23 protein-coding genes are annotated in these 23,314 nt (G+C 68.0%); 8 read left to right on the top strand and 15 right to left on the bottom strand.

Annotated features, from left to right (window positions below):
* Positions 1-6 precede the first annotated feature (6 nt).
* Entirely contained in the window at positions 7-696 is a 690-nt protein-coding gene (locus tag V6V89_RS11005) for a response regulator transcription factor (RefSeq protein WP_334618952.1), read from the top strand.
* A gap of 248 nt (positions 697-944) precedes the next feature.
* Here V6V89_RS11005 and V6V89_RS11000 read toward each other — a convergent pair whose 3' ends face one another.
* Together V6V89_RS11000 and V6V89_RS10995 are read right to left on the bottom strand one after the other, a co-directional pair.
* Entirely contained in the window at positions 945-1,754 is an 810-nt protein-coding gene (locus V6V89_RS11000; protein WP_334618936.1) for a polysaccharide deacetylase family protein, read from the bottom strand.
* 35 nt (positions 1,755-1,789) lie between these two features.
* Positions 1,790-2,461 carry a GntR family transcriptional regulator gene (locus V6V89_RS10995; protein WP_334618935.1) on the bottom strand — a complete coding sequence of 224 codons (672 nt, stop codon included), beginning with the start codon at positions 2,459-2,461 and terminating at the stop codon, positions 1,790-1,792.
* A gap of 225 nt (positions 2,462-2,686) precedes the next feature.
* Here V6V89_RS10995 and V6V89_RS10990 point away from each other — a divergent pair, with 225 nt between their 5' ends.
* Together V6V89_RS10990 and V6V89_RS10985 are read left to right on the top strand one after the other, a co-directional pair.
* Complete coding sequence (locus tag V6V89_RS10990) at positions 2,687-3,541, top strand: fumarylacetoacetate hydrolase family protein (protein ID WP_334618934.1); 855 nt, start codon at positions 2,687-2,689, stop codon at positions 3,539-3,541.
* 160 nt (positions 3,542-3,701) lie between these two features.
* Positions 3,702-4,127: an ester cyclase gene (locus tag V6V89_RS10985; protein ID WP_334618933.1), complete on the top strand. Its 426-nt coding sequence runs from the start codon at positions 3,702-3,704 to the stop codon at positions 4,125-4,127.
* Positions 4,128-4,189: 62 nt separating this feature from the next.
* Here the strand turns inward: V6V89_RS10985 and V6V89_RS10980 are convergent, their stop codons facing one another.
* From V6V89_RS10980 to V6V89_RS10970, 3 genes are all read right to left on the bottom strand, one after another.
* Positions 4,190-4,345, bottom strand: a complete 156-nt coding sequence (locus V6V89_RS10980) for a hypothetical protein (RefSeq protein ID WP_334618932.1) — start codon at positions 4,343-4,345, stop codon at positions 4,190-4,192.
* 153 nt (positions 4,346-4,498) lie between these two features.
* The gene (locus V6V89_RS10975; RefSeq protein ID WP_334618931.1) at positions 4,499-5,134 is read right to left on the bottom strand and encodes a response regulator transcription factor; all 636 of its coding nucleotides are present in this window, start codon (positions 5,132-5,134) and stop codon (positions 4,499-4,501) included.
* Complete coding sequence (locus V6V89_RS10970) at positions 5,086-6,387, bottom strand: sensor histidine kinase (RefSeq protein ID WP_334618930.1); 1,302 nt, start codon at positions 6,385-6,387, stop codon at positions 5,086-5,088. Before V6V89_RS10970 ends, V6V89_RS10975 begins: the two co-directional genes overlap by 49 nt.
* Positions 6,388-6,501: 114 nt before the next feature.
* Here V6V89_RS10970 and V6V89_RS10965 point away from each other — a divergent pair, with 114 nt between their 5' ends.
* The 4 genes from V6V89_RS10965 (at position 6,502) to V6V89_RS10950 (ending at position 11,583) form a co-directional block, all read left to right on the top strand.
* On the top strand, positions 6,502-7,551 hold the full coding sequence (locus V6V89_RS10965; protein WP_334618929.1) for a fatty acid desaturase family protein: 1,050 nt from the start codon (positions 6,502-6,504) through the stop codon (positions 7,549-7,551).
* Between the two features lie 155 nt (positions 7,552-7,706).
* Positions 7,707-8,177, top strand: a complete 471-nt coding sequence (locus V6V89_RS10960) for an MOSC domain-containing protein (RefSeq protein ID WP_334618928.1) — start codon at positions 7,707-7,709, stop codon at positions 8,175-8,177.
* Positions 8,178-9,073: 896 nt separating this feature from the next.
* Positions 9,074-10,441: an alpha/beta hydrolase gene (locus tag V6V89_RS10955; RefSeq protein WP_334618927.1), complete on the top strand. Its 1,368-nt coding sequence runs from the start codon at positions 9,074-9,076 to the stop codon at positions 10,439-10,441.
* Between the two features lie 308 nt (positions 10,442-10,749).
* A complete protein-coding gene (locus V6V89_RS10950) occupies positions 10,750-11,583 on the top strand; it encodes a PaaX family transcriptional regulator (protein ID WP_334618926.1) in 834 nt (277 codons plus the stop codon).
* A gap of 78 nt (positions 11,584-11,661) precedes the next feature.
* Here V6V89_RS10950 and V6V89_RS10945 read toward each other — a convergent pair whose 3' ends face one another.
* The 6 genes from V6V89_RS10945 to V6V89_RS10920 all read right to left on the bottom strand — a co-directional run bounded on the left by V6V89_RS10945 (position 11,662) and on the right by V6V89_RS10920 (position 18,211).
* On the bottom strand, positions 11,662-12,969 hold the full coding sequence (locus V6V89_RS10945; protein WP_442935112.1) for an extracellular catalytic domain type 1 short-chain-length polyhydroxyalkanoate depolymerase: 1,308 nt from the start codon (positions 12,967-12,969) through the stop codon (positions 11,662-11,664).
* A 182-nt stretch (positions 12,970-13,151) separates the two neighbouring features.
* Positions 13,152-13,301 carry a hypothetical protein gene (locus tag V6V89_RS10940; protein ID WP_334618925.1) on the bottom strand — a complete coding sequence of 50 codons (150 nt, stop codon included), beginning with the start codon at positions 13,299-13,301 and terminating at the stop codon, positions 13,152-13,154.
* A 93-nt stretch (positions 13,302-13,394) separates the two neighbouring features.
* Complete coding sequence (locus tag V6V89_RS10935; RefSeq protein ID WP_334618924.1) at positions 13,395-13,910, bottom strand: hypothetical protein; 516 nt, start codon at positions 13,908-13,910, stop codon at positions 13,395-13,397.
* Positions 13,911-13,992: 82 nt separating this feature from the next.
* Entirely contained in the window at positions 13,993-15,015 is a 1,023-nt protein-coding gene (locus V6V89_RS10930) for a hypothetical protein (protein ID WP_334618923.1), read from the bottom strand.
* Positions 15,012-15,335: a PadR family transcriptional regulator gene (locus tag V6V89_RS10925; protein WP_334618922.1), complete on the bottom strand. Its 324-nt coding sequence runs from the start codon at positions 15,333-15,335 to the stop codon at positions 15,012-15,014. The genes V6V89_RS10930 and V6V89_RS10925 overlap by 4 nt, the downstream gene beginning before the upstream one ends.
* A 581-nt stretch (positions 15,336-15,916) precedes the next feature.
* A complete protein-coding gene (locus V6V89_RS10920) occupies positions 15,917-18,211 on the bottom strand; it encodes a rhamnogalacturonan lyase family protein (protein ID WP_334618921.1) in 2,295 nt (764 codons plus the stop codon).
* A gap of 458 nt (positions 18,212-18,669) precedes the next feature.
* On the opposite strand from V6V89_RS10920, the gene V6V89_RS10915 reads away from it, so the two are divergent.
* Positions 18,670-18,819, top strand: a complete 150-nt coding sequence (locus V6V89_RS10915) for a hypothetical protein (RefSeq protein WP_334618920.1) — start codon at positions 18,670-18,672, stop codon at positions 18,817-18,819.
* 103 nt (positions 18,820-18,922) lie between these two features.
* Here V6V89_RS10915 and V6V89_RS10910 read toward each other — a convergent pair whose 3' ends face one another.
* The 4 genes from V6V89_RS10910 to aceA all read right to left on the bottom strand — a co-directional run bounded on the left by V6V89_RS10910 (position 18,923) and on the right by aceA (position 23,246).
* Positions 18,923-19,618 carry a suppressor of fused domain protein gene (locus V6V89_RS10910; RefSeq protein ID WP_334618919.1) on the bottom strand — a complete coding sequence of 232 codons (696 nt, stop codon included), beginning with the start codon at positions 19,616-19,618 and terminating at the stop codon, positions 18,923-18,925.
* Positions 19,619-19,684: 66 nt separating this feature from the next.
* Positions 19,685-20,113 carry a GNAT family N-acetyltransferase gene (locus tag V6V89_RS10905; RefSeq protein WP_334618918.1) on the bottom strand — a complete coding sequence of 143 codons (429 nt, stop codon included), beginning with the start codon at positions 20,111-20,113 and terminating at the stop codon, positions 19,685-19,687.
* Between the two features lie 254 nt (positions 20,114-20,367).
* On the bottom strand, positions 20,368-21,960 hold the full coding sequence (aceB, locus tag V6V89_RS10900; RefSeq protein WP_334618917.1) for a malate synthase A: 1,593 nt from the start codon (positions 21,958-21,960) through the stop codon (positions 20,368-20,370).
* The gene (aceA, locus tag V6V89_RS10895; RefSeq protein ID WP_334618916.1) at positions 21,957-23,246 is read right to left on the bottom strand and encodes an isocitrate lyase; all 1,290 of its coding nucleotides are present in this window, start codon (positions 23,244-23,246) and stop codon (positions 21,957-21,959) included. Before aceA ends, aceB begins: the two co-directional genes overlap by 4 nt.
* Positions 23,247-23,314 lie beyond the last annotated feature (68 nt).

Here is a 23,314-nt window from a genome sequence, read left to right as displayed (position 1 = left end):
CGGCCCGTGCAGGTTGTTCTCGTCGACGACCAGCCCCTCCTCCGGCAGAGCCTCGCCATGATCATCGCCGCCGAGCGAGGCCTCGCCGTGGTGGGGGAGGCCGGCGACGGGGTGGAGGCGATCGCCGTCGCCAAGGCCACCGAGCCCGACGTGGTGATCATGGATGTCCGGATGCCGCGGCTCGACGGCATCGAGTCGACCCGGGAAATCTGCCGGCTGCCGGAGCTCGCGCACACCCGGGTGCTGGTCCTGAGCATGTTCGACCTCGACGAGTACGTCTTCCACGCGCTGCGCGCCGGGGCCAGCGGCTTCCTGCTGAAGGACAGCCGGCCCGACGATCTGCTCAACGCCATCAGGCGTACGCACAGCGGCGAGTCACTCTTCGCCCCGTCGATCCTGGCCCGCCTGGTCGAGCACTACGTCTACAAGCGGCACACCGCCGCAACCGGTTCCGTCGTCCAGTCCCAGCTGGGCCAGCTGACCGCCCGGGAGGTCGAGGTGCTCGGCCTCATCGGGCAGGGCCTGTCCAACGACGAGATCGCCCGACACCTCACCATCGCAGTCAAGACCGTCAAGTCCCACGTCTCACACCTACTGAGCAAACTCGCGGCCCGCGACCGGGTGCAGCTGGTGATCGCCGCATACGACGCTGGTCTGGTGAATCCCGCATCCGCTCCGCCACGCTCCCTGGGGTAGGAAACCAGCGATATCTGATGATCGTCGGTCGGCGTACCGGCTAACCCGGGGAACCGTCGTCCAGTGCGCGGAAGCTGTCGGTTTCGATCGGGCTCCGCGGGCGCTGGGCTTCGACGATCAGGGTCGAGAGGTGCTCTCGTTCCTTCTTCCCGGATGCGTACAGGTAAGCTCGCCAGCCGCAGACGGCCCGAGCTGCATCCCTGTCAGCCAGCGCTCTCCTGGTCGCGGAGTCACCGGCGGTCACCCCGTCAGGTGGGTGATCCAGCGGGGTCGGTCACCGGCACGGTGGCGGCCAACTCGCCGCGGGTCGCGATCCAGCAATCCTCGCTCTGCGCCAGGTGCTCCAGGATCCGGGTCAGCGCCGCCCGTCCGGCCGGCCTCGCGCCGATATGCGCGTGCACGGTGACGTCCAGATACGACTTGTGGCGCTCCGATCGCATGCCATCCAGCGTGTCACGGAATGTGGACACCAGCGCGCGGTGCGGTTGTCCGTACCGGATGTGCAGTGGCATGTCGTTGACGTCTAGGTCGAAGGGGAGTCCGACGATGGGGCCGGCGTCGGTGTTCATGAGGTACGGCAGGTCGGCGTCGAAGACGTCGCCGAACCATCGAAAGCCGCGCTCGGCGAGCAGTCGGGCGGTGACGGCGCTGGGCGTGCACCGCGGGCTGATCCAGCCCATCGGCCGTTGGCCGGTCACCGACTCCAATGCCTCGACGCAGCGCCCGATCATTGAACGTTCGTCGTCCTCGGCGAGCGTGGCCGCGATGATGTTCTGCGACCAGCTGTGCCCGCACACCTCGTGGCCTCCGTCCACAATGGCCCGCAAGGTGGCCGGTGCGGTCTCGGTGAGGATGCCGCTGGGGTAGAACGAGGCCCGTACACCGAACCGGTCCAGGACCTCCAGCAGGCGCCAGATGCCGGTGCGAGGGCCGTATTCGCTCCACGACAGCGCTTGGTAGTCGGTGGCGCCGGCGGGCAGCGGGTTGCCCATCGGGCCGATTCCCGGCGCGGACCCCGGCGCCCACTGCTCGTACATCACGTTGATGGCCACTGCCACGCGTTGCCCAGTGGGCCAAGCGTCGTGGTTGGCGTTCAATGCGCCAGCTCCTCAGCGTTCTCGGTCTCGGTCAGGGGCGTGTGGGACAGTGCGCGAGCGCCGTGCTGGCGGTGCTCCAGGATCAGCGCGGCGGCTCGTTCACCGTCACCGTTGATGACGGCCTCTACGATCCGGCGGTGCTCCTCCTGGGAGGCGCGGGCCCGTGCCGGGTTCAGGCGGAAGACCATCTGGTACGACGCCTGCCCGTCCCAGAGCTGTTCGAGCAGTTGCAATAGCCGGCTGTTCGGGCAGCCGAGCAGCAGCGCCTCGTGAAGTGGGCGGTTGAGCCGGCCGTACGCAACCAGGTCGCCCGCCGCGAGGGCGGTGTCGAGCTGTCCCATCAGGTCGTGCACCGCGGCGACCTGCGCCGGGTCGAGGCGGCCGGCGCCGAGGTTGATCGCGAGGCTCTCCAGATAGCCCCGGATCGCGTACGTCTCCTCGATCTCCCTTTGGGTGAACGTCCGGACCCGTGCGCCGGCGTACGGGATGTTCTCCACCAGCCCATCCCTGGCCAGCATCCAGATCGCTTCCCGCACGGGGATGTCCGAGGACTCGAAGCGCTCGGCGAGCGCTCTGGCCGCCAGCCGACTGCCGGGCGGCAGGGTGCCCTCGATGATCTCCTTGCGCAGGGCGTCGTAGACCTGCGTCGAGCGCAGCTTGCGAGCCACTCGTCCGTCCTCCTCGGTTGGCCGGTGCCCCGGCGGCCTCACTGATGACGTCGCCACGATTACCGGTGCCGCGTGCCGCCGAGCCGGCCGGTCTGGATCCGTGCGGAAGCGCATCGCTGGCCGCTCGTTCGGGCAACTTACGATAATATCGAATTCCGGTCAACCATTTCCCTGGTCAGAGACGATTCGATAATATCTGATCGTTTACTTCGTAGAGGGAGACCGATGAGGATCGCCAACCACGACGGCCGGCTGACGGTGCTGGTGGCCGGGCGCGGCATCGACGTGGAGCGGGCCAGCGGCGGCCGGTTCGCCGCCGACATGTCGACCGTCTACGGGCGCTGGGACGAATTCCGCGATTGGTGGAGCCGGCAGTCACCGTCGGCTCTGATGGACTTCGAGGTGGATCCAGGGCTGCTGCGCGCCCCATCGCCGCGGCCGGCGCAGGTGTTCGCGCTCGGCCTCAACTACGCCAAGCATGTCGCCGAGGGTGGCCTGGGCGGGTTGCCCGACGCGCCGGTCGTGTTCACCAAATTTCCCACGTCGATCACTGGACCGTACGCCGAGGTGATCCTGCCGAAGGGCAATGTGGACTGGGAGATCGAGCTGGTGGCGGTGGTCGGCCGGCGAACGCCCGGCCCGGTCGGCGTCGAGAGCGGGTGGGAGTATGTCGCCGGCCTCACCGTGGGACAGGACCTGTCCGAGCGAATCATGCAGCACCGACCGCCGGCTCCACAGTTCTCACTCGGTAAGTCGTTCCCCGGGTTCGCGCCGCTGGGCCCGGTCCTGGTGACCGCGGATGAGTTCGACAACCCGGATGACATCGCCCTGACCTGCCGCCTGAACGGAAACACCGTCCAGCGGGACCGAACCTCCAGCATGATCTTCGCCGTCCCGGAGATCGTTGCCTACCTGTCCGGCATCGTGACGCTCCTGCCGGGCGATCTCATCTTTACCGGTACGCCGGAGGGTGTGGGCCGGGTCCGCAACCCGCCGGTGTTCATCCAGCCGGGCGACGTGCTGGAGAGCGAGATCGAGAACATCGGCACGATCCGCCAGACGTTCGCCACCGCGCGGTAGCCCTCGCCGGCCCGATCGTTCGGCCACCAGCCTGCCGATCCTGGAGGTTGGCGAACAGCCGCACTCGGCCGCGACCTTGCCGGGGCACTGGCCGATTGCCTTGAAACCTTCCCGACCAGGGAAAACGCGAGGATAATGAATGCGCGAGGGGGGTGGCGTCATGGGACAGGCTCGCGAACTACTGGACCGGATGACCGCGGCGGCCCTGGAGGCTCACGATGTCGACGCGACGTTGGCGTGCTACTCCGACGACGCAGTCGTGGTGACTCCGGACGCAGGTGAGGTCAAGGGACGTCAACAGATAGCGGACTACTGGCGTCAGTTCATCGACGGTTTCCCGGACGGCAGGTGGGAAGAGATCAGCAAGGTCGAGTCGGGCAACAAGGCGGTCGACGAGGGTTACTTCATCGGTACGAACACCGGGTCCCTGCAGTTGCCCACGGGCGAGAGCATGGAGCCGACCGGGAAGCAGATCAAGATCCGTAGCGTCGACATCGCGACCGTCGAGAACGGGAAGATCACCGAGCATCATCTCTACTTCGACGAACTGGAATTTCAGCGTCAGCTGGGGCTGGTCGCGAGCTGAGGCTCGGCGGCATCGGCGGTGTCAGTCCGACTCATCGCGGGCGCGCATGTAGCGCTCGTAGATCAGCGCGAGCCGAATGTCCTGGTCTCGGCCAGGTCTAGCCGAACGTGTTCGGTGACCGGCGGCAGGAAGGGCGCGCCGCCACCGACGACGACCGGATAGCGGAACATGCGCAGGTCGTCGACGAGGCCGAGCCCGATCGCTGCCGCGGCCAGCATTGCCCTGGACGCTGTCGAGCTTGCGGCTGAAAAGGACCTTCGGGAGAGCGCACCAGACGTCGGCGAACGCGGCATGGAGTTCGTTGTGGCGCAGCGACGGATCCGTCTCCCATACCCGCTTGACATCGTGCGCTGTTTCCTTCTTTGAGCCGTTCAGGCGTTGAGGTATGCCAGGACGGCTAGGACGCGGCGGTTGTCATCGTCAGAGGGCGGCATGTCCAGTTTGGTGAGGATGTTGTTGATGTGTTTGCTCACCGCCTTCTCTGTGATGCGGAGTTTGGCCGCGATCGCGGCGTTGGAGCGGCCTTCGGCCATTACACCGAGCACTTCACGTTCCCGGGCGGTGAGCACCGCCAGCGGCTCTCGGCGGACGAGTAGTTGCGAGATCACTTCGGGGTCCATGGCGGTGCCGCCGTCGGCGACCCGGCGGACGGCGTCGATGAATTCGCCAATGTCGGACACGCGATCCTTGAGCAGGTAGCCCACCCCGCCGTCCGCGGTGCCCAGGAGCTCGCGGGCATACATGGGCTCGACGTGCTGGGAGAGCATGAGGATCGGTAGGCCGGGTATCTGGGTGCGGGCAGCGATCGCGGCCTGCAGGCCTTCGTCGGTGAATGTCGGCGGGAGGCGGACATCGACGATCGCCACGTGGGGCTTGTGGGTGAGCAGGGCGGGTAGCAGGGCCGGGCCGTTGTCGACGGCCGCGACGACGTCGAAGTCGGACGCCTGCAGCAGGCGGGTCAGTCCGTCGCGGAGAAGGGCGTGGTCCTCGGCGATGACAACGCGCACGGCAGCTCCATGGTGATGACAGTGGGTCCCCCGGGCGGGCTCGACAGTGCCATCGTGCCATCGAATGCGGCGAGGCGGCGTTGGATACCTTGTAGCCCAGTACCGGCGGCCGGGTTCGCACCTCCCGCGCCGTCGTCGGTGACCACCATGGTCAGCGTGCCGTTCGCGTGCCGAACGGAAACTGATCCGGTATGGGCGCGGCTGTGCCGGATCATGTTGGTCAGCGCCTCTGCGACGGCGAAGTACGCCGCGGACTCGACGGGCGTGTCGGGCCGTCCCGGCAGGTCGATATCGATCGTGATCGGGACTGGCAGGCTGAGTGCCAGTGCGCGGACGGCGCCGCCGAGTCCACGTTCGGCGAGCACCGGCGGGTGAATGCCGCGCACGAGGTGCCGCAGCTCGACCAGCGCCGCGCCGCTGGATTCACGTGCTTCGGCCAGCAGCTTGTGTGCCTCGGCGGGGTTCCGGTCGATGCGTGCGTCGGCTAGGCCGATCACCATGTTCAGCGAGACGAGGCGCGCCTGGACGCCGTCGTGTAGGTCACGTTCGATGCGGCGCAGCTCGGCCGCTTGGGCGTCCACCGTGTCAGCGCGCGTGAGGGTCAGCTGGGTGACGCGTAGCCGCAGCTCGGCGGTCTTGGTGGGCGCGAGGAAGAGCCGGGCGAAGAGGGCATCCACTCGGCGCAGCCACGGTGCCGCCCAGAGGCCGGCGGCGAGGATGACGGCGCCCTGCGGTACGCAGAGTAGGCTTTCGCCGAACGAGTCGATGGACCAGACGGCGCCGTAGCCGTACCAGCCGGTGTGGAGCCAGATCCACGACGGCGTCAACGTCAGACCCGCGAGCCCGTACAGCGGCACGACCACAGCGATCGTCCCGAGGGTGAAGCCGACGATCGCGCCGGGCAGGAGCCAGGCCAGGTCGCGCCAGGTAGCTGGGTCTGTCACGGTCCACCGGAAGCGCTGCCAGCCGCCGGCCACGGCCCGTTCCGGGGGCGGATGGTACGGACGGGTCACCAGGACACCGGTCCGCGAGGCACGCCTGCGTTCAAGATCGGCGCGCATCCGGACCAGCGTCATCGTCCACGGCGCCAGCGCGAGACCGAGGAACGGCACCGGCGCCAGGGCGAACGCGACAACCGATGCGGCGAACAGCGGCAAATTGGTGAATGCCAGGCCGATCGCTGCCAAAGCGCCCAGCACGGAGCGCACGCCACGCCGAACCCACCGCCCCAGCCGCGCTCTGGCCTCAGGCATCTGCACAGATCATATTGTGCCCACTGGCACGCGGTTCAATGGTGGTGCTAGCACCACCAGGCCGCAGGACCTAGCGCTCCTGACGCTGCGGCCAACGGCCGGTTTGATATAAGCATGACGATCACCATGACGCCGTCGCGGTCAACGACCGGCAGTGACTTCGCCGCGCTGTCCCGCCGGATCAACGGCGAAGGGCTGATGCGGCGCCGGCCCGCCTACTACATCGCGCGGCTGAGCGTCGTCACGCTCATGTTCCTCGGCGGCTGGACCGCGTTCTTCGTCATTGGCTCGTCCTGGTGGCAGATGATCACGGCCGTGTTCCTCGCCGTCACGTTCACCCAGATCGGACTCGTGGCACACGACCTGGCACACCGCCAGGTGTTTCGCACCAAACGCCCCAGCGAGGTCGCCGGACGGCTCGCCGGAAACCTCGGCATCGGGATGAGCTACGGCTGGTGGATGGACAAGCACACCCGCCACCACAACAACCCAAACCACGACGACCTCGATCCGGACGTCGCGCCCGAGGTGCTCATCTGGGCCACGACCTCGGCCCTGGGACGGCGGGGGCTGAAGGGCTTCATCACCCGCCATCAGGCGGCGCTGTTCTTCCCGCTGCTCACCCTGCTCGCCGCCGACCTGAAAATCTCCAGCGTCAAGGCCTTGCGCAACGGCACGGTGAAGCGCCGCCGTCTGGAAGGCACACTGCTGATCCTGCACGCCGTCGGCTATCTCTCAGCACTGCTGATCGTACTGTCGCCGCTGCAAGCCATCGCCTTCCTGCTCCTGCACCAGGCGCTGTTCGGCGTCTACCTCGGCATGACGTTCGCACCCAACCACAAGGGCATGCCGCACCCGGCCGGCGACGAGGACTTTCTGCGCAAGCAGGTAGTGACCTCTCGCAACGTCCGCGGCGGCTGGCTGACTGACGTGGCGCTCGGCGGCCTGAACTACCAGATCGAGCACCACTTGTTCCCCGCCATGCCGGCCCCGAACCTGCGCAAGGCCCAGCCGATCGTGCAGGCATACTGCGCCGAAATCGGCGTCGCCTACGAACAAACCAGCCTCATCACCTCCTACCGCCAGGCCTTGGAACACCTGCACCAGGTAGGCGCACCGGCCCGCGCCGAACGCGCGGCACGCCGAGCCAGCGCCACCGGCTGAACCCCACCGAGGAAGCGCAGTCGGGCGTCTGCACCGATCTCCTACTCTCGGCCTGTGAAGGTTGCCGAGATCCGCCGCTACCCGGTCAAGTCGATGCTCGGGGAAGTGGTGCCAGCTGCTGAGGTAGGTGAGCGCGGCCTGGTTGGCGACCGGTTATGGGCCCACACCATGACGAGGGCCCGGCCAGCCTCATCACCACAGCCGCACTACGCCGCTTGACCGAGCTGACCGGCGGCGAGCCGGGCGGCATGGACGTCGACCCGCTGCGGTTCCGAGCCAACCTCCTGGTCGACCTCGCCGGCAGCGGCTTCCCCGAAGAGAACTGGTTGGGGCGCCCCATGCGAGTCGGCCCCGAGGTTGTCCTGCGGCCGGTCCGCCAGCTCACCCGGTGCGTCATGGTTGACATGGCGCAGGATCGGGCCGTCGAGCGGAGCGATCTACTGAAAACGCTCGCCGAGCATCACGGACTCACCTCCGGGGTGCTCGCGACAGTTGAGCGGCCGGGCCGGGTCACCGTCGGCGACGCGTGCTCGTGGACAGGAGGTCAGTGCCGGGACAGCCCGGCCCGGTCTGCGCGTAGTCAGCGGGCAGGGCCAGCTCGTACCAGGGAATGCCAGGGGCCCTAACGGGCCGGGGACTCGAAGAGGGACTGCGGTGGTCGTTTGTCCCAAGGGCTGGGTCTAGCGGTCGTAGCCGGACCTTTGGCCTGGTCGGTGCTTCCGAAGCGATCATGATGGAAGTCGAGCCGTTCGTTGTGCTCAGCAAGCGAAACGCGAAGCCACATGACCTGGCTGGCCGTCCACCAACAGCCGTCGGTCTTGGCGAACGTGCTGATCGTCGGGGACATGGGCGTTACCAGGCCCTGGCGCCACCGCGCCATCATCGTCTCGTGCGTCATCTCCAGCAACGCGCTTACGTCAAGCTGCACGGAATGGTCATTGTCTACTGGCATCGGCGCTTCCTTACGAACATGGCAGTTTCTTCGAACCATGCTCCCCGCTGTGACCAACGGCAAACTGGCAGAGCCGGGTCTGGTACTCCATCGAGATCCTCCCGCGCAGGATTAAACCTACGCCACCGTTCCCACCTCTAGCCACAAACGATGGGCTAGAGGTGCCCTGACCGGACGGTAGGGATTTTTGGTAGGAAACGATCCCAGATCACCCGTCCGGCCCCAGAGGGGCACGTTCCATATGGTTCTCGACCGGCTCGGTACCGTCTACTGTGGAGGACGCGGTCGCAGGCTGAGGGAATCCGCCCAACGACTTGTGCTGGCGCGATATTCGGCAACGCCGGTCCAGTGGGCGTTTCGAGATCCGGTGCCCGTTGCCAGGGCTTCACCGGGGGTTGTACGGAGCGGCTTGAGGCTAAATCGGGTTAGCTAGTGGGTATGGCGCCCCGGAAGGTTGCTGACAATGTTTGCCCTTTCTCTTGACGGACGTCGATAACCTGTCTAGTTTCCGAGTCTATTGACAGTCTCCACCGAGGCCGCTCGCCATACCCCCCACGGAGGCAGCGCATCATGAGGACTCTCCGACGGCTGCTCGCCACAACGCTCACCGCTTCGCTGGCCGTGCTTGGACTGGTACCCACCACGGCGCAGGCCGCGGCGACAACCCGGTACGACGGGGCCCTGCCGAACGGCGCGACCTGGATCGCCGACGTGCCGGCGAACTGGAACGGCACGCTCCTGCTCTACAGCCACGGCTACAACCCCACCCCCGACAACCCGCCCGTCAACAGCCCCGGTCCGGCCACCGCCGAGGCCCTCCTGGCCCGCGGCTACGCGCTGGCCGGCTCGTCGTACTCCCGCTCGGGGTGGGTCGCCGACACCGCCGCCAGCGACCAGCTCGACACGCTGCGGGCGGTCACCGCCTTGATCGGCCAGCCACATCGCACCATCGCGCTCGGCACCTCGTTCGGCGGCATGGTCACCGGACAGCTCGCCGAGCGCGGCGGTCGAGTGCTCGACGGTGCGATCGCGACCTGCGGCCTGATGGGCGGCGGGATCGACCTGCACAACTACCAGCTGGACGGGGCGCACGCGGTCGCACAGCTCCTGCTCGCGGGACAGCAGGTGAAGCTCGTTCGCTTCACCGATCCAGCCGAAGCCTTCGCCACCGCGGATCGGATGGTGGCCGCCCTGGATCAGGCGCAGACCACCCCCGAAGGCCGCGCGCGGACCGCCTTGATCACGGCCCTGTACCAGGAACCGACGTGGGTTCCCGGGCAGCCGAAGCCGGCACCCGACGACATCCACGCGCAGGTGGCGGGCCAGTACCAAAACTTGCGCACGATCCTGCCGTTCATCGTGTTCGGCCGCTACGACATGGAGCAGAGCGCCGGCGGCAACCCCACCTGGAACAAGGGCGTCGACTACGGACGGCAACTGGCCGAGTCGGGACGTTTTGCCAAGGTGGCGCAGCTGTACCGGCAGGCCGGTATCGATCTGCGCGCCGATCTGAAGCTGCTGACGCGTACGGCCAGCGTGACGGCTGATCTCGCCGCGTACCGCTGGATGGCCCGGACCTCCACGCTGACCGGACGGCTGGCCATGCCGGTCCTCACGCTGCACACCACCGACGATGCCCTCGTCCCGGTGCAGCATGTGGAGGAGTACGTCGAAGACGTCCACGACAGCCGCTCCGCCGTGCTGCTGCGACAGGCGTACGCCGAGCACGCCGGGCACTGCACCTTTACGACCGCCGAACTGGTCGCGGCGGTGATCACCATGGAGAAGCGCATCCAGACCGGACGCTGGGACGCACTGGCCGAACCGCACCGGATGCAGGCGCTCGCCGACTCGCTCGGGCTGGACTCGGCCGCCTTCGTCAGATTCCGCGTGCCGGAGTTCCTCGGCGACCGTCCCGCGCCAGCGCGGCACAACTAACCGGGGCGCCGTCATGCGTCCGTTCGCATGCCTGGTCGCGGCGGTCCTGGCCGGCACGCTCGGTACCCCGACAACTGGCCACGGAGATGAAGCGCTACTGGGGCGCGTTCACCCGATACGGCACGCCAAACGCCCATGGGCTGGCGCGGTGGCCACGGTACGACCGCACCGGGGAGTCCTTGTCGCTACGGGCCGGCGGGGAGAGCCGCCCCGTTTCCGACGCGAGATTCGTCGCCGAGCACCAATGCGCCTACTGGACACCGTAAACGGAAAGATAGTGCCCGGCATCGATGCCCTATTCTGGGCCGGTGGCAGCGCCTGGTCCACCGGCTGGCGTGCGACCGCAGACCCTCCTGCTGACCTTCCTCGGCAAGGCGGTGCTCGGTCGCGACATCGCCGTATTTTCCGGCAGTTACCTTGCCGTGATGGAGCGGCTCGGCATATCCGAGCAGGCCACCCGGTCCACACTTACCCGAATGGTGAACCACGGCCTGCTGGCCCGCCATCGCCGCGGCCGAAAGATGTACTTCGGGCTGACGCCGCAGGCCCAAGCGGTCCTGGCCGAAGGCGAGCACCGGTTGTGGCGCGCCGGAGCGGTCAACCGGGATCCGGACGGCCGCTGGACCCTGCTCGGGTTCTCGCTGCCTGAGTCCCGCCGCGACGAGCGCCATCTGCTCCGCTCCCGGCTGCGCTGGGCCGGCTTCGGTCTGCTGCGCAGCGGGATGTGGATCGCGCCGGGCAGGGTCGACGTCTCCGCCCTGCTGCCCGATGGGCAGCTGCGCGATCATGTCCAGGTGTTCTACGCCGAGCCGGCGGAACCGGCAGCTGTCGGGCAGATGGTCCGCGACGCCTACGACCTGTCCGCGATCGCCGGGCGGTACCAGCAGTTCCTGCGCCGCTGGGACACCCCGCGGCCGCTGCCGGCCGCCCCGGACGACCTGGCACGGCAGCTTTGGTTGGTCAGCGAGTGGCTGCTGATCGTGCGCGACGATCCCCGGATACCGCTGCGACACCTGCCACCGAACTGGCCCGCGGTCACCGCCGAGGAGATCTTCCGGCACCGCCACAACCAGCTCAACCCGCGCGTCCAAAGGATTCTCGACCAGGTGGTCGACGCCGTCGAGGTCTCAGCCGCGGGGTGACCGCCCGCCCAGGGAGGCCAATTCGGTACACGCCGGGGTGAGCCTACGGTCAGTCCGGCCCACCCCGGCGGGCGCCGCTTAGCCGGCGCAAGCCGTGCCGTTGAGGGTGAACTGGGTCGGCGCGTTGTTGGCGCCGCTGTAGGTGGCCTGGAAGCCGAAGCTGACGCTGCCGCTGGCGGCGATCGTGCCATTCCAGGCGGCGTTGCGGGCGGTCACCTGGTTGCCGGACTGCGCGACCGTGGCGCTCCAGGCGCTGGTCACCTGCTGGTTGCCCGACCACGTCCACTGGAGGGTCCAGCCGTTGACCGGTGCGCTGCCGCTGTTGGTGATGGCGACGGTGGCGGTGAAGCCGGTGTTCCAGCTGTTGGCGGTGTAGCCGACCCGGCAACCCGTACCGGCTGGCGGGCTCGTGGGTGGGGTGCTGGTGGGTGGCGCGGTGGTGGTGGGCGGGGGAGTGGTGGGCTGCGTCGACGTGATTCCGAAGAACTGGAGGGCGTACAGCGCCATCCCGCTCATCGGCAGGTTGTGCCCGGCACCGCTGACCGCGATCGCCTCGACCTTGTCACTGAACCGACGCCGGGTCCAGCTGGACTGTGGGTTGTCCGTGGACGTCGGGGTGAGGCTCAGCCCGTGGACGTTGGTCCACTGGTCGACGGACTCCTGCAGCAGCGAGAACGGCACCAGCGTGTCGTTGGCGCCATGCCACAGCTGGACCCGGGGGCGCGCACCGGTGTAGCCGGGATACGCCTGCCGGACCAGGTCGCCCCACTGCTGCGGGGTGCGGTTCATGCTTCCGCCGGTGCACTGGCTGCTGCCGGGCGGGTAGTCGGCCGCGTTGGCGAAGCAGCCGAAAGGTACGCCCATGAACGACGCGCCGGCCTTGAACAGGTCGGGGTAGACGGCGAGCATGTGCTGGGTCATCATGCCGCCGGACGAGCTGCCCGTCGCGTAGACGCGGTTGAGGTCGCCGCCGTGCTGGCGGTTCGCGTAGTTGACCATCGAGACGATCGAGACCGGGTCACTGCCGCCGCCGCGGCGCTTGGACGCCGCAGACCAGGTGTCGAAGCATCTGCCGAAGCCGGCCTCTTGCATGGCGCTGGGGTAGATGACGATGTACCCGTACTGATCGGCGAGGCGGGCGAACTCGCTCTGCTGGTAGAAGCCCGGGCCGGAGCCGCCGCAGCCGTGCATGGCCACCACGATCGCCGGGTTGGTAGGGCGGGAGTCCGGCACGTAGATGTGCATGCGCATCCCGCCCGGGTTGTCGCCGAAGCTCGTCACCTCCACCAACGACGCCGCGGATGCCGGTGAGGACAGGATGACCGCGGCGGCCGTGGCCAGCACTCCACTGGCGACGGCCGCGATCGCGGTCTTCATTCGATTCATGAGCACCTCCATCGAAGGACATCACTGAAAACGTTAGAAAATTCTGTGACGACCGTCAACAGAGTGGCTCACTTTTCGTGGGGCCCCCGTAACGACGAGGGCCGGGCGCAAGCGCCCGGTCCTCGGTGAGGGATGCGGGGACGGCCCATCGGGGGTGCCCGCGCGGCCCTCGGTGACCTCGGTCAGGCACGGGACACTCGCTCTCGGTGATCGGCGGCGAGCTGGCCGATGACGGCGTTTCGCAGCGCCATCACCGCCACCGCCATCACCCCGGGTACCGAAGCGGCGGAACTCGCCGTCGCGCTGTCCTGGCGTAGCAGCTCCTCCATCACGGTGAAACCGGGGGGAACTCACGCCGCTGGGCGTCAAGCAAACAGCCTGCGCGTGCGGGCGAGTAGCGGTACGAGGCCTTTGCCGGTGCCCGCCTACGCCTCAGGCCAGACCGTCACGTAATACTCGCCGTCCTCGCGGCGCGAGTCGCGGCCACGCACGTAGACGATGATGTGCCACCTGTTTTCCGGGCCCGGGTCAGGCAACGGCAGGAAATCGGCGTACTCCTCGTCCTCGTTGGGCACGATCCACATCTGGCCGCCCGGCCCCGTCAGCGTGAACTCCGCTTCGATCTCCCACTTCCGTGCCTCGGAGGGAAGGGCTCGGGTGAAAGCGATAACAGCGCCGTACAGGTTCTTGTCTCCCCATCCGCACGTCGTGATACGAGCACCACGCCGGTCGGGCGAGAGCTCCAGCATCTCGCCGGTGGCAATGATCTGCGGCGTCCCATCTCCGACGTACTGATCGGCCGGGTTGGTCAGGAGGATTTCGGCGGCGAACCGCATGCTGCCTTCGACCACTTCCTGCCAGCCGGAGGTGTCCAGCCGGGGGGCCTGCCGCTGGAATTCGAAGACCAGGTGGACGTCTCCGTACGGGGTCTGGGTTCTCATGCTTCCGGCTCGTCCCTTGCGGGAAATGTCCAGCGTGCCGGGGGCAGGGGCGGGGAGCCGCTGGCTCGCGCGACCGCCGATGTCATGCGGGCACCCTCCTGGGCAGTGCGCGGGCGGCGAGCACGGCCAACGGCGCGCCTACGGCGAGCAGCATGGCGGCCTCGGCGGCCCCGACGGCTAGCCAGGCCGCGCGGTCAGAGGCTGGGTCGAGCATCGCGTAGTCGAGTAGCGTGATCAGCCGCGCCGCCAGCACGGCCACCACGAGCACCAGCAGCGCTAGCGACCACGCGGCTGCCGGCCGCAGGAGGCGCAGGGCGATGCCGCCGAGGTATGCCAGCGCAGCGGCCACGGCCAGCACGGCGTGTAGTCCGGCCCAGTCCAGCAGCGCGGTGGCGACGATACCGAGCCAGAGGCCGGCGACCGTGACGACGCCGACCGGCAGGGCCCATAGCCATGGCCGGATCCGCACGGGCGCCGCACCCGGCTGGAAGGCGACCGTCCCGAGCAGCAGCGCACCGTCGGCCAGAAGGGCGGTCCAGAGCGTAACGGACGGTGACACGCCCATGAGACCCACTGTGGAGATGACTGCGACGACGGCGCCGGGCAGCATCCCGAGCCCGATGAACGCGCGCCCGGCCGCCAGGTGTCCATTGAGGAACGCCACGTATGCGGCAAGCCAGAACAGCCCACTGAGGTCGGAAGACACGTACCAGAACCCGGACGGGATCTGGGCCATCCAGGTGGCCGGCGGGTCGGGCAGCCAGGAGAGGGTGCCGGCCAGCCACAGCCGAAAGGCGGCGCCCGAGGTGCCGGATACCGCGTTGGCGAGCAGGGCCATCAACACGGCCAGCCGGACGGCCGCGCCCCAGGTCACCGACCGCGGCGTGCCGGCGCCGCCGAGGCGCAGCCGCACAGCGAGGGCGGCCACGCTGCCCACCTCCGACCAGCTCGGCCGGCCGTAGTCCCGCACATACTCGTCCTGTTCGGGGTCGCCGGTCTCCATGCTCTCCAGGAACGCAGCAACCATCTCCTGCTCCCACCGCGCCCGGTAGTCGGCGGGCAGCAGCCGCAGCACGGCGCGGTAGCGCTCGTCAAGGCGGCTCATGCGGCGGTCTCGGGGCCGAAGGCGCGTAGCCGGTCGATGGCGATGCGGGCGTTGGCCGCACGGCGGTCCGCTTCGGCGGCGAGCTCGCGCCGACCGGACCCGGTCAGCCGGTAGTAGCGGCGCAGCCGCCCCTGCTCGGCCTCCTCGCGGTCGAGTTCAACCAGGCAATCGCCGACCAGGCGGTCGAGTACTCCATACAGCGTGCCGATCTTGAGGCGCACGCTGCCGTGCGACAGCTCGGCCACCTCGCCGACGATGCCGTAGCCGTGGCGTGGGCCGCTGACCAACGCGGTGAGAATGAAGAAGGCAGGCTCGGTCACTGCCACAATATATCGGAACACAAGATATCCTGCTACGCCCGTGCTAGGTGTCGGGCGCCGACCTTCCGCCAAGCCGGGTGACCAGGGCGGCGGCGCCCGCGGCGACCCCCCCAGAAGCCCAGCCGGCGCTATGGTGCCCAGGGCGCATCCTGCCGATCTTGCATTGGACGCCTGGGACGACCTTGACCTCCTGCGCTGACGATCCGGCGGACGCATCCTCCTCGCGTCTGCTGCGCCGTGGCGTCACGCGTCCGCTAACAATGGCAAGCATCAACATCGCACCGCGACCCCGGCCCTATCCGCTGAGCCAGAGGGAGGTCGGGCAGCGCGGCGATCACGCCGTCGAGGTCGTCCCACCGCGCCGGCGTAGCCGGCGCAGGCACTCGTTGCGCACGATGAGGAACACCCACGACGACAGCGCCGTTTGGCGACGGTGCCTTCCACTCCGGCGCGGTCAATGCCCGCATCCTCGGTATCGAGAGATTCGCAGTTCCTCGGTCGTGGGCGCCGGCCGGTGGGGCCGACGCCCACGGGAGCATGGCGTTCGCCCGGAGCGTGTGGGCGCCGTGGCAGGGCGAGGGCTACTTCCTGGCGTACGTGATGGCTGGTCTGGGCGGCTGGGACATGCCGTGGCCGAGGAAGTAGTCGACGTTGCCGGATTGCAGGTAGCCCTTGAGGGTCATGCTGTTGCGGTAGGCGGGGTTGTGGGCCAGGGTGTACAGCCTGGTGCTGGTCGCCCGGTCGGTGGTGAAGATGACGAGTTCGTCGAATTCTGGGCTGGGCAGTACCACCTCTTCCCGCCAGTCGCCGAGGATGTCGGCGATGAGGGTGGGGTAGACGCTGTTGCCCAGGGCGGTGACAGCGCCGTACTGCGAGAAGGTCACCTGTCGGGGTACCGCCCAGGGGTCGGATGGGTTGGCCGGGTCCCACTTGACGATTCTGGCGTCGCGGTTGTCGGGGGTGGGTTCGTTGGAGAACAGCTCCCGCAGGAGGTCGCCGTCCCACCAGACACCCATGTGCGGCCACGGCTGTTTCCTGGTGTTGGGCTCGACCAACCGGTTGGTCGCGGCGTTGTAGAGGCCGTTGGGGGTGCTGGTGTAGTTGACCTCGCCGTTGAAGGACCAGGTTTCCATGCCGGCGTGACGGGGGTCGATGTCGGCGACCATGCCGCGGCCCGCGTCGGCGCCGGGGGCGTTGGTGCGGTGTTGCCAGATCATGCGGCCGGTGTCGGCGTCGTAGTAGTAGTCGAGCAATCCGCTCGGGTGGTCCTGCTGGATGCCGTACCCTTCCAGGCCGGGCCGGGCGGGGTCGATGTCGGTGATGAACCAGCGGTCGCCGTGCACGATGCCGTGGGGAGCCAGCGAGTAGCGCAGGGCACCGTTGCCGTTGAGCAGGAATCCGATCTCACCGACCTCGTCCTTGCCATCGCCGTCCACGTCGATGATGCGGGTGTTGTGCCCGTCGGGCAGGTTCTGGTTGCCGCGCAGGAACTTCCACTGCATCGTGAGCGAGCTGCCGGCGAATCGCCAGGCGGTGTACATGAGGTTGAAGCTGCCGGAGCCGATCCGGTTCTTCATGTACGCGACGAGGCTGGGGGTGGTGCCGTCGAGGTGCCCGACACCGAAACGGGCGTACATCGGCCCGTCGGACAGGTAGTCGGTGGGCACCGCGGCGGTCGCCCTCGGCGCGCCGGTCATGCCGTCGAGGATCGCGATGGCCTGGCGGGTGTTGCCGCTCAAGCCGTTGTACGTGGCGCCGTTGCCGAACACGACGCCGTTGGCGATCCGCACCGCGACCTCGGCGCGGCCGTCGCTGTCGAGGTCGTACACGGTGACGCCGTCGTTGTGGCCGACGTCGATTGTGGACGATCCGCCCTCGATGTTGTTCTGGTTGGTGCTGTTCGGGCCCATGTTCATCGACCACAGGAACTGGCCGTTGCTCCGGTACGCCTCCAAGGTCTGCGGCGAGGTCTGCCGGTCCAGCACGTAGTCGTACTCGCCGTCACCATCCAGGTCACCGACCCAGACGAATTTTATCGCTCCGCCGGCACGCAGGGGGACGCGCACCACCGGCTCAGTCGCGTGGTTCGCGCTCAATGTGAACGCCGCACTCGCGGCTTGCTCCACCCCGTCCACCACCGGGCGCACGTGATAGCTGTTGGCCTGCGCCAGATTTGCGGTGGTGTCCTGGTAGTTGGTTCCCCCGGTCAGCACCGACGAGTTGAGCTTCACGTACGTGCCGCCCGCTGCGGATCGGTACACGTTGAAGCCGATGCCGTCTGGGTCCAGGCCAAGTAGACGCCAGCTGACGAGGACGCTGCTGCTGCTCGCGCGCACCGCGACTACGCCCCGGCCGAGGTTTTCCATCGCCCGGCTTCCTGACGCTGGCGGTTGGGTGGTGGGCGGCGTGGTGGGTGGCGGTGTTGGCGGGTTTGACGTGGCGGGTGCGGTGGTCGGCGCCACGGTTCCGGTGCAGGTGGTGCCGTTGAGCGTGAAAGCGCCGGGTACGGGATTGCTGCCGGTCCACAAGCCATTGAACCCGAACGACGCGGTGCCGTTGGTGGAGATTGCGCCGTTGTAGCCGAGGTTGGTCGCGGTGACCTGGCTGCCAGACTGCGTGACGGCGGCGTTCCACGCCTGGCTGACCGTCTGCCCGGCACCGTACGACCACCGCAGCGTCCAGCCGTTGACCGGATCGCCGAGGTTCGTGATGGTGACGTTCGCGCCGAAACCGCCCTGCCACTGACTGGCGATGGCGTATTCGACCTGGCAACCAGCCGCAGCCGACGCGGCGGCGGCCGTCACCATGCCCGTGCCGGTCACCGCTACCGCGGCACCGCCGGCGACCAGCGCGACGCGCTGTCTATGGGAGAACATGCTCTGCGCTCCAAGATGCAATCGGTACGTCCAGATGAGGCTGCGCCGCCGGCCGCCAATGCGCCTTCATGTCGATCACCGGTGATGTTGATGGTGTCGAGTCGTAGCAGGCAATCGGGGCGTGGTGCATATAGCGGTCGGAGACCTCCTTCCTCAACGATGAGGGCACTCCGAGGCGGGGGGTCGGAGTCGTTGGAGATGCCCTCTTCCGCGCGCTGAGCGCAGCGTCTGACTACCGCAGGGCCGTAACGGGCCGGGCAAGTGTTAAAACGTTTACTATCACTACCTTGACGAGTAAAGCAGCAGGGTTCACAGGTGTCAATATATTGCGGCACTCGGCCGCCACCAGCGCGAGGTAAACGCTTTAACCCTGCTCGCCACAACTGACACGAGGAGTTTCAGACGATGACGCGCTGCCCGGCGTTGCCTGCCGGCGTCAGCTCCGGGCGAGCCTCGGAATGCTGACCGACGGTCTGCGACCGGCGCCCCGGGCTGCTCGAACACGTACCAGCCGCCCCGGCTACTCCTACACCGACGAGTTCGCCAGCGGCCTCGCCCTCATCCTCGACGGCTTGGAACAGCGCCTACCGCAACAGTTCACCCCGTAGGACTGCCCGTCCCCGATCCCGGCAAAGAATCCGCTGGCCCCCGGATGCGCGGAGCTGTCCGCGACCGATGAGTTGACGGCGGTCATCGCGTTCGAGTGAGCGCTCAGGCGTACGAGGGCCGGTGCGGGTCCAGCAATTCGGTGACGCGACCACGATCGAGCACCTCGATGAGTGCGTCGGTGCCGCGTTCGATCTTGATCGCCATCTCGTCCGCATGTAGAGGGATCAGCGCGAGCAAGGCGATTTGGCTGCCGTCGCGGGCTTCGATCGTCCGGGCCTCGGGTGACACCCGCAGCATCGGCGTGACGACGACCCCGGCGAACGGGGTGCCCGCAGCGTACGGCTGCGCGGGGTCACCGTTCGGCACGGAATGCCATTCGCCGATCCAGGTTCCGTACTCGTGCGGCAGTCGAGCAACCTGCTTGAGTATCCGCAGCGGCCACCCGGTTTCGTCGTCAAGCCCGGCTGTCTCAGCCAGCGGCCAGTCGGCCGGCAGGCTGAGCATCAGTTCGGCGTACGGGCTGATGTCGTGACCCTCCGGAACCGTCATCGGCAGCTCACTCATCCCAGAGGTGATCAGCGTCCAGTACGGGCGGTCCTCCGTCGGTGCCACGGCGTAGACATGCACCCCAACCAGGTGCGAGGCGAACTCGTGGTAGACGAACTCGGCAGGGCCGAAGTGTTCCTCAACGTGTCGGTCGATAGCGTCAGCGAAGCCCTGCTGCGACCCCTGCGCCGCTACGAAGCCGTCGTGCAACGACTGATGACGGAGAACTCCCGACCCGCGCGACTCGTCCATGACGACGAGCCTAGGCCACGGCCTAACGGCGAGATCGGACGGCTACGGGCCGGAGTCGAGGCCCCTTCAAGGCCAGACGAGGATTCCCGTTCGTCCAGCGGGTCTGAAGCCGTTCTTCTTGTAGAACTCCGCGGCGACGCCGTCTCGCATGGTCACCAGGTACCAATGGCGGACTTCGGGCATTCGGTCCCTGAGTGCTTCGAGAAGCGCGGTGCCCACTCCTTGCCGCTGGCGCGCTGGTTTTACACACATCTCCTGCAACAAGAAGTGGTCGTCGGAGGCGTAGCGCTCTAGGTGCCCTAGGGCGAATCCGACCAGTTCGCCCTCCGACGTGCTCACGCTAACGCCCAGTACGCGTGGGGTGGCAAGGATGTCGCGGAGGCGTTGTGTCGCGTCCTCAAGCCGCCAGGACTCGTTCCACGGCGCCGCGTTGAACGTTTCCGTGTACAGGGAGCTGCAAGCTGCGAGGTCTCGTTTCGTCAGCGCGCTGATCATTAGGCCAGGATGTCACTTCCCAAGGAGCGATCGGCTACTTGCTCGCCCTTGTACAGCAGGCAGCGGACGACGGCCTCGACACGTACGCCTGGCAGCTTGACACCACCGCGGCAACGGCTACCGCCAGGCCCTGCGCTGCTACGGCAACGCTCTAAAGCTAATCCGCGAGTTGGGCGACCGACCCCGCGAGTAGTGGGTGGACGGCGGTCACGCCGCGCGAGCGGCGTGACCGCCTCTGTGGCAGCGGCGTTCCGTCAGGGCCGGGGCGAGACAAGGTGCCGTGCATACGCACCGGTGGTGAAGAAGGCCGGCAGGTCCTCGGCCAGCGCGTGCTCTTCGAACACGGCGGCCGCTCGCGCCAGCCTTTCGTGGTCGGCCGCCGGCCGCTCGGCCCGCAGCACGGCCAGCTCCTGCTCCACGATCGACCGTACGAGTTCAGCGGTGACCACGCCGCCATCGGCGAGCGCGGTGCCATGGTGGATCCATTGCCACACCTGGCAGCGTGCGATCTCCGCGGTCGCCGCGTCCTCCATCAGATTGAAGATCGCCACGGCGCCGGTGCCGCCGAGCCAGGCGTCGAAGTAGCGCAACGCCACGGCGATGTTGGCCCGTATCCCGGCCTCGGTGACCCGGCCCGGTGTCGCGTCGACGGCCAGCAGGTCGTCCGCGGTCACAGACACCTCCTCCCGGCGCCGGTCGAGTTGGTTCGGCCGGTCACCCAGCACCCGGTCGAACTCTGCGCGGCAGACCGGTACCAGGCCGGGGTGCGCCACCCACGAGCCATCGAACCCGTCGCCGGCCTCCCGCTCCTTGTCCGCACGCACCTTCGCCAGCGCTACCTCGTTCGCTTCGGCGTCCCGGCTGGGGATGAACGCGGCCATGCCGCCGATGGCGTGCGCGCCGCGCTCGTGGCAGGTCCGCACCAGCAGTTCGGTGTACGCGCGCATGAACGGCACGGTCATCGTCACGTCCGCCCGGTCGGGCAGGACGAAGTCCGGCCGGTGCCCGAAGTTCTTGATAGTGCTGAAGATGTAGTCCCACCGGCCGGCGTTCAGGCCCGCGGAGTGCTCGCGCAGCTCGTACAGGATCTCATCCATCTCGAACGCGGCGGTGATGGTTTCGATCAGCGTGGTCGCGCGGATCGAGCCCTGCGGGATGCCCAGGTACTGCTGCGCGAACCGGAAGATGTCGTTCCACAGTCGCGCCTCGCGGTGGCTTTCCAACTTCGGCAGGTAGAAGTACGGCCCGCTGCCGGCGTCGAGCTGCCGCTGCGCGCAGTGGAAGAAGTACAGTCCGAAGTCGACGAGGCTGGCCGAGATGGGTCGCCCGTCGACCCTGATGTGCTTCTCCGCCAGGTGCCAGCCGCGAGGGCGCACCACGATCGTCGCCGGGTCGTCGCCGAGGGCGTACCGCTTGCCCTGTGCGGTGGTGAAGTCGATCCGCCGCTCGACGGCGTCCATCAGGTTGAGTTGGCCGCCGATGACGTTGTGCCAGGTTGGGGCCGTGGCGTCTTCGAGATCGGCCAGCCAGACCTTGGCGCCGGAGTTCAACGCGTTGATGGTCATTTTTCGCTCGGTGGGGCCGGTGATCTCGACGCGCCGATCGACGAGGCCCGGTGCCGGAGGAGCCACCCGCCAGGTCGGGTCTTCGCGGATCGCAGCGGTCTCCGGCAGGAACCCGGGCAGGTCGCCGAGGGCGTAACGGGCGCGCCGCGCCCGCCGCGTGTCCAGCAGCGCCACCCGGCGGCCGGCGAACTCGTCGTCCAGTGCGACGAGGAAGTCCAGAGCCTTGGCGCTGAGGATCTCCTCGTACCGCTCCGCCATCGGGCCGGTGATCTGGATCCTCATGCGAACTGCTCCTCTTCGGTCGACCCACGCAGCGCGGTGGTCTCGGCCTGCGGGTTGAGCACCGTGCTGATCAGGTCGAAGTATCCGGTGCCGACCTCGCGCTGGTGCTTGACCGCGGTGTAGCCGTCGGATTCGGCCGCGAACTCCCGCTCCTGCAGCGCCACGTACGCCGTCATGCCGTCGGCGGCGTAGCCGCGGGCCAGGTCGAACATCGAGTAGTTCAGCGCGTGGAATCCGGCCAGCGTGATGAACTGGAACTTGTACCCCATGTGGCCCAGCTCCCGCTGGAACTTGCCGATGGTGGCGTCGTCGAGGTGCTTGCGCCAGTTGAACGACGGCGAGCAGTTGTACGCCAGCAACTGGTCGGGGTACCGCGCCTTGATCGCCTCGGCGAACCGGCGGGCCACCTCCAGGTCCGGCGTACTGGTCTCCATCCAGAGCAGGTCAGAATGCGGGGCGTACGCCAGTCCTCGGGCGATGCACGGCTCCACGCCGTTGCGAACCCGGTAGAAGCCCTCGGCGGTGCGCTCGCCCGTGACGAACGGCTGGTCCCGCTCGTCCACGTCCGTGGTGATGAGCGTGGCGGCCTGCGCGTCGGTGCGCGCGACGATCAGCGTCGGCACGCCGGCCACGTCGGCCGCGAGCCGCGCGGCGTTGAGCGTCCGAATGTGCTGCCCCGTGGGGATCAGCACCTTGCCGCCGAGGTGGCCGCACTTCTTCTCGGACGCGAGCTGGTCCTCCCAGTGCACGCCGGCGGCGCCAGCCGCGATCATCGCACTCATCAGCTCGTACGCGTTGAGCACGCCACCGAAGCCAGCCTCGGCGTCGGCCACGATCGGAGCGAGCCATTCCGGCCCGGTAGACAGCGTGGGCCCGGAGGCGACATTCTCTGAAGTGGTGATCTGGGCGGCCCGCAGGAGCGCGTTGTTGATCCGGCGCACCACCGCCGGCACCGAGTTGGCCGGGTAGAGGCTCTGGTCCGGGTACGTCTGCCCCGCCAGGTTCGCGTCCGCGGCGACCTGCCAGCCGGACAGGTAGATCGCCTTCAGCCCGGCGCGGACCATCTGCACCGCCTGGTTGCCGGTGAGCGCGCCGAGCGCATGGATGTAGTCCTCTTCGTGCATCAGGCGCCACAGCCGCTCGGCGCCGCGCCGGGCCAGCGTGTGCTCCTCCTGTATCGCGCCGCGCAGCCTTACGACGTCGGCCGCGCTGTAGGTGCGCTCCACGCCGCGCCATCGCGGATCGGTGGCCCACTCGCTTTGCAGCTGTTCCGCCATTGTGCCCATTGCGGCCTCCTGGGTTTGTCATACAAGGGGGAGGCGACAACCATGGCACGGCCCGCATTGCACCGTCG

The sequence above is a fragment of the Micromonospora sp. CPCC 206061 genome (assembly GCF_036906915.1).
GTDB lineage: Bacteria > Actinomycetota > Actinomycetes > Mycobacteriales > Micromonosporaceae > Phytohabitans.
Note: the sequence above shows the minus strand (reverse complement) of the source record. Positions and strands in the feature narration are given on the sequence as shown.

Bases quoted from the DNA above. Each gene is read 5' to 3' on its own strand.
- V6V89_RS10990 (WP_334618934.1), top strand. From the start codon at position 2,687: ATGAGGATCGCCAACCACGACGGCCGGCTGACGGTGCTGGTGGCCGGG.
- V6V89_RS10985 (WP_334618933.1), top strand. From the start codon at position 3,702: ATGGGACAGGCTCGCGAACTACTGGACCGGATGACCGCGGCGGCCCTG.
- V6V89_RS10980 (WP_334618932.1), bottom strand. From the start codon at position 4,345: ATGCTGGCCGCGGCAGCGATCGGGCTCGGCCTCGTCGACGACCTGCGC.
- V6V89_RS10970 (WP_334618930.1), bottom strand. From the start codon at position 6,387: ATGCCTGAGGCCAGAGCGCGGCTGGGGCGGTGGGTTCGGCGTGGCGTG.
- V6V89_RS10965 (WP_334618929.1), top strand. From the start codon at position 6,502: ATGACGATCACCATGACGCCGTCGCGGTCAACGACCGGCAGTGACTTC.
- V6V89_RS10960 (WP_334618928.1), top strand. From the start codon at position 7,707: ATGGGCCCACACCATGACGAGGGCCCGGCCAGCCTCATCACCACAGCC.
- V6V89_RS10955 (WP_334618927.1), top strand. From the start codon at position 9,074: ATGAGGACTCTCCGACGGCTGCTCGCCACAACGCTCACCGCTTCGCTG.
- V6V89_RS10945 (WP_442935112.1), bottom strand. From the start codon at position 12,969: ATGAATCGAATGAAGACCGCGATCGCGGCCGTCGCCAGTGGAGTGCTG.
- V6V89_RS10935 (WP_334618924.1), bottom strand. From the start codon at position 13,910: ATGAGAACCCAGACCCCGTACGGAGACGTCCACCTGGTCTTCGAATTC.
- V6V89_RS10930 (WP_334618923.1), bottom strand. From the start codon at position 15,015: ATGAGCCGCCTTGACGAGCGCTACCGCGCCGTGCTGCGGCTGCTGCCC.
- V6V89_RS10920 (WP_334618921.1), bottom strand. From the start codon at position 18,211: ATGTTCTCCCATAGACAGCGCGTCGCGCTGGTCGCCGGCGGTGCCGCG.
- V6V89_RS10915 (WP_334618920.1), top strand. From the start codon at position 18,670: ATGCTGACCGACGGTCTGCGACCGGCGCCCCGGGCTGCTCGAACACGT.
- V6V89_RS10910 (WP_334618919.1), bottom strand. From the start codon at position 19,618: ATGGACGAGTCGCGCGGGTCGGGAGTTCTCCGTCATCAGTCGTTGCAC.
- V6V89_RS10905 (WP_334618918.1), bottom strand. From the start codon at position 20,113: ATGATCAGCGCGCTGACGAAACGAGACCTCGCAGCTTGCAGCTCCCTG.
- aceB (WP_334618917.1), bottom strand. From the start codon at position 21,960: ATGAGGATCCAGATCACCGGCCCGATGGCGGAGCGGTACGAGGAGATC.
- aceA (WP_334618916.1), bottom strand. From the start codon at position 23,246: ATGGGCACAATGGCGGAACAGCTGCAAAGCGAGTGGGCCACCGATCCG.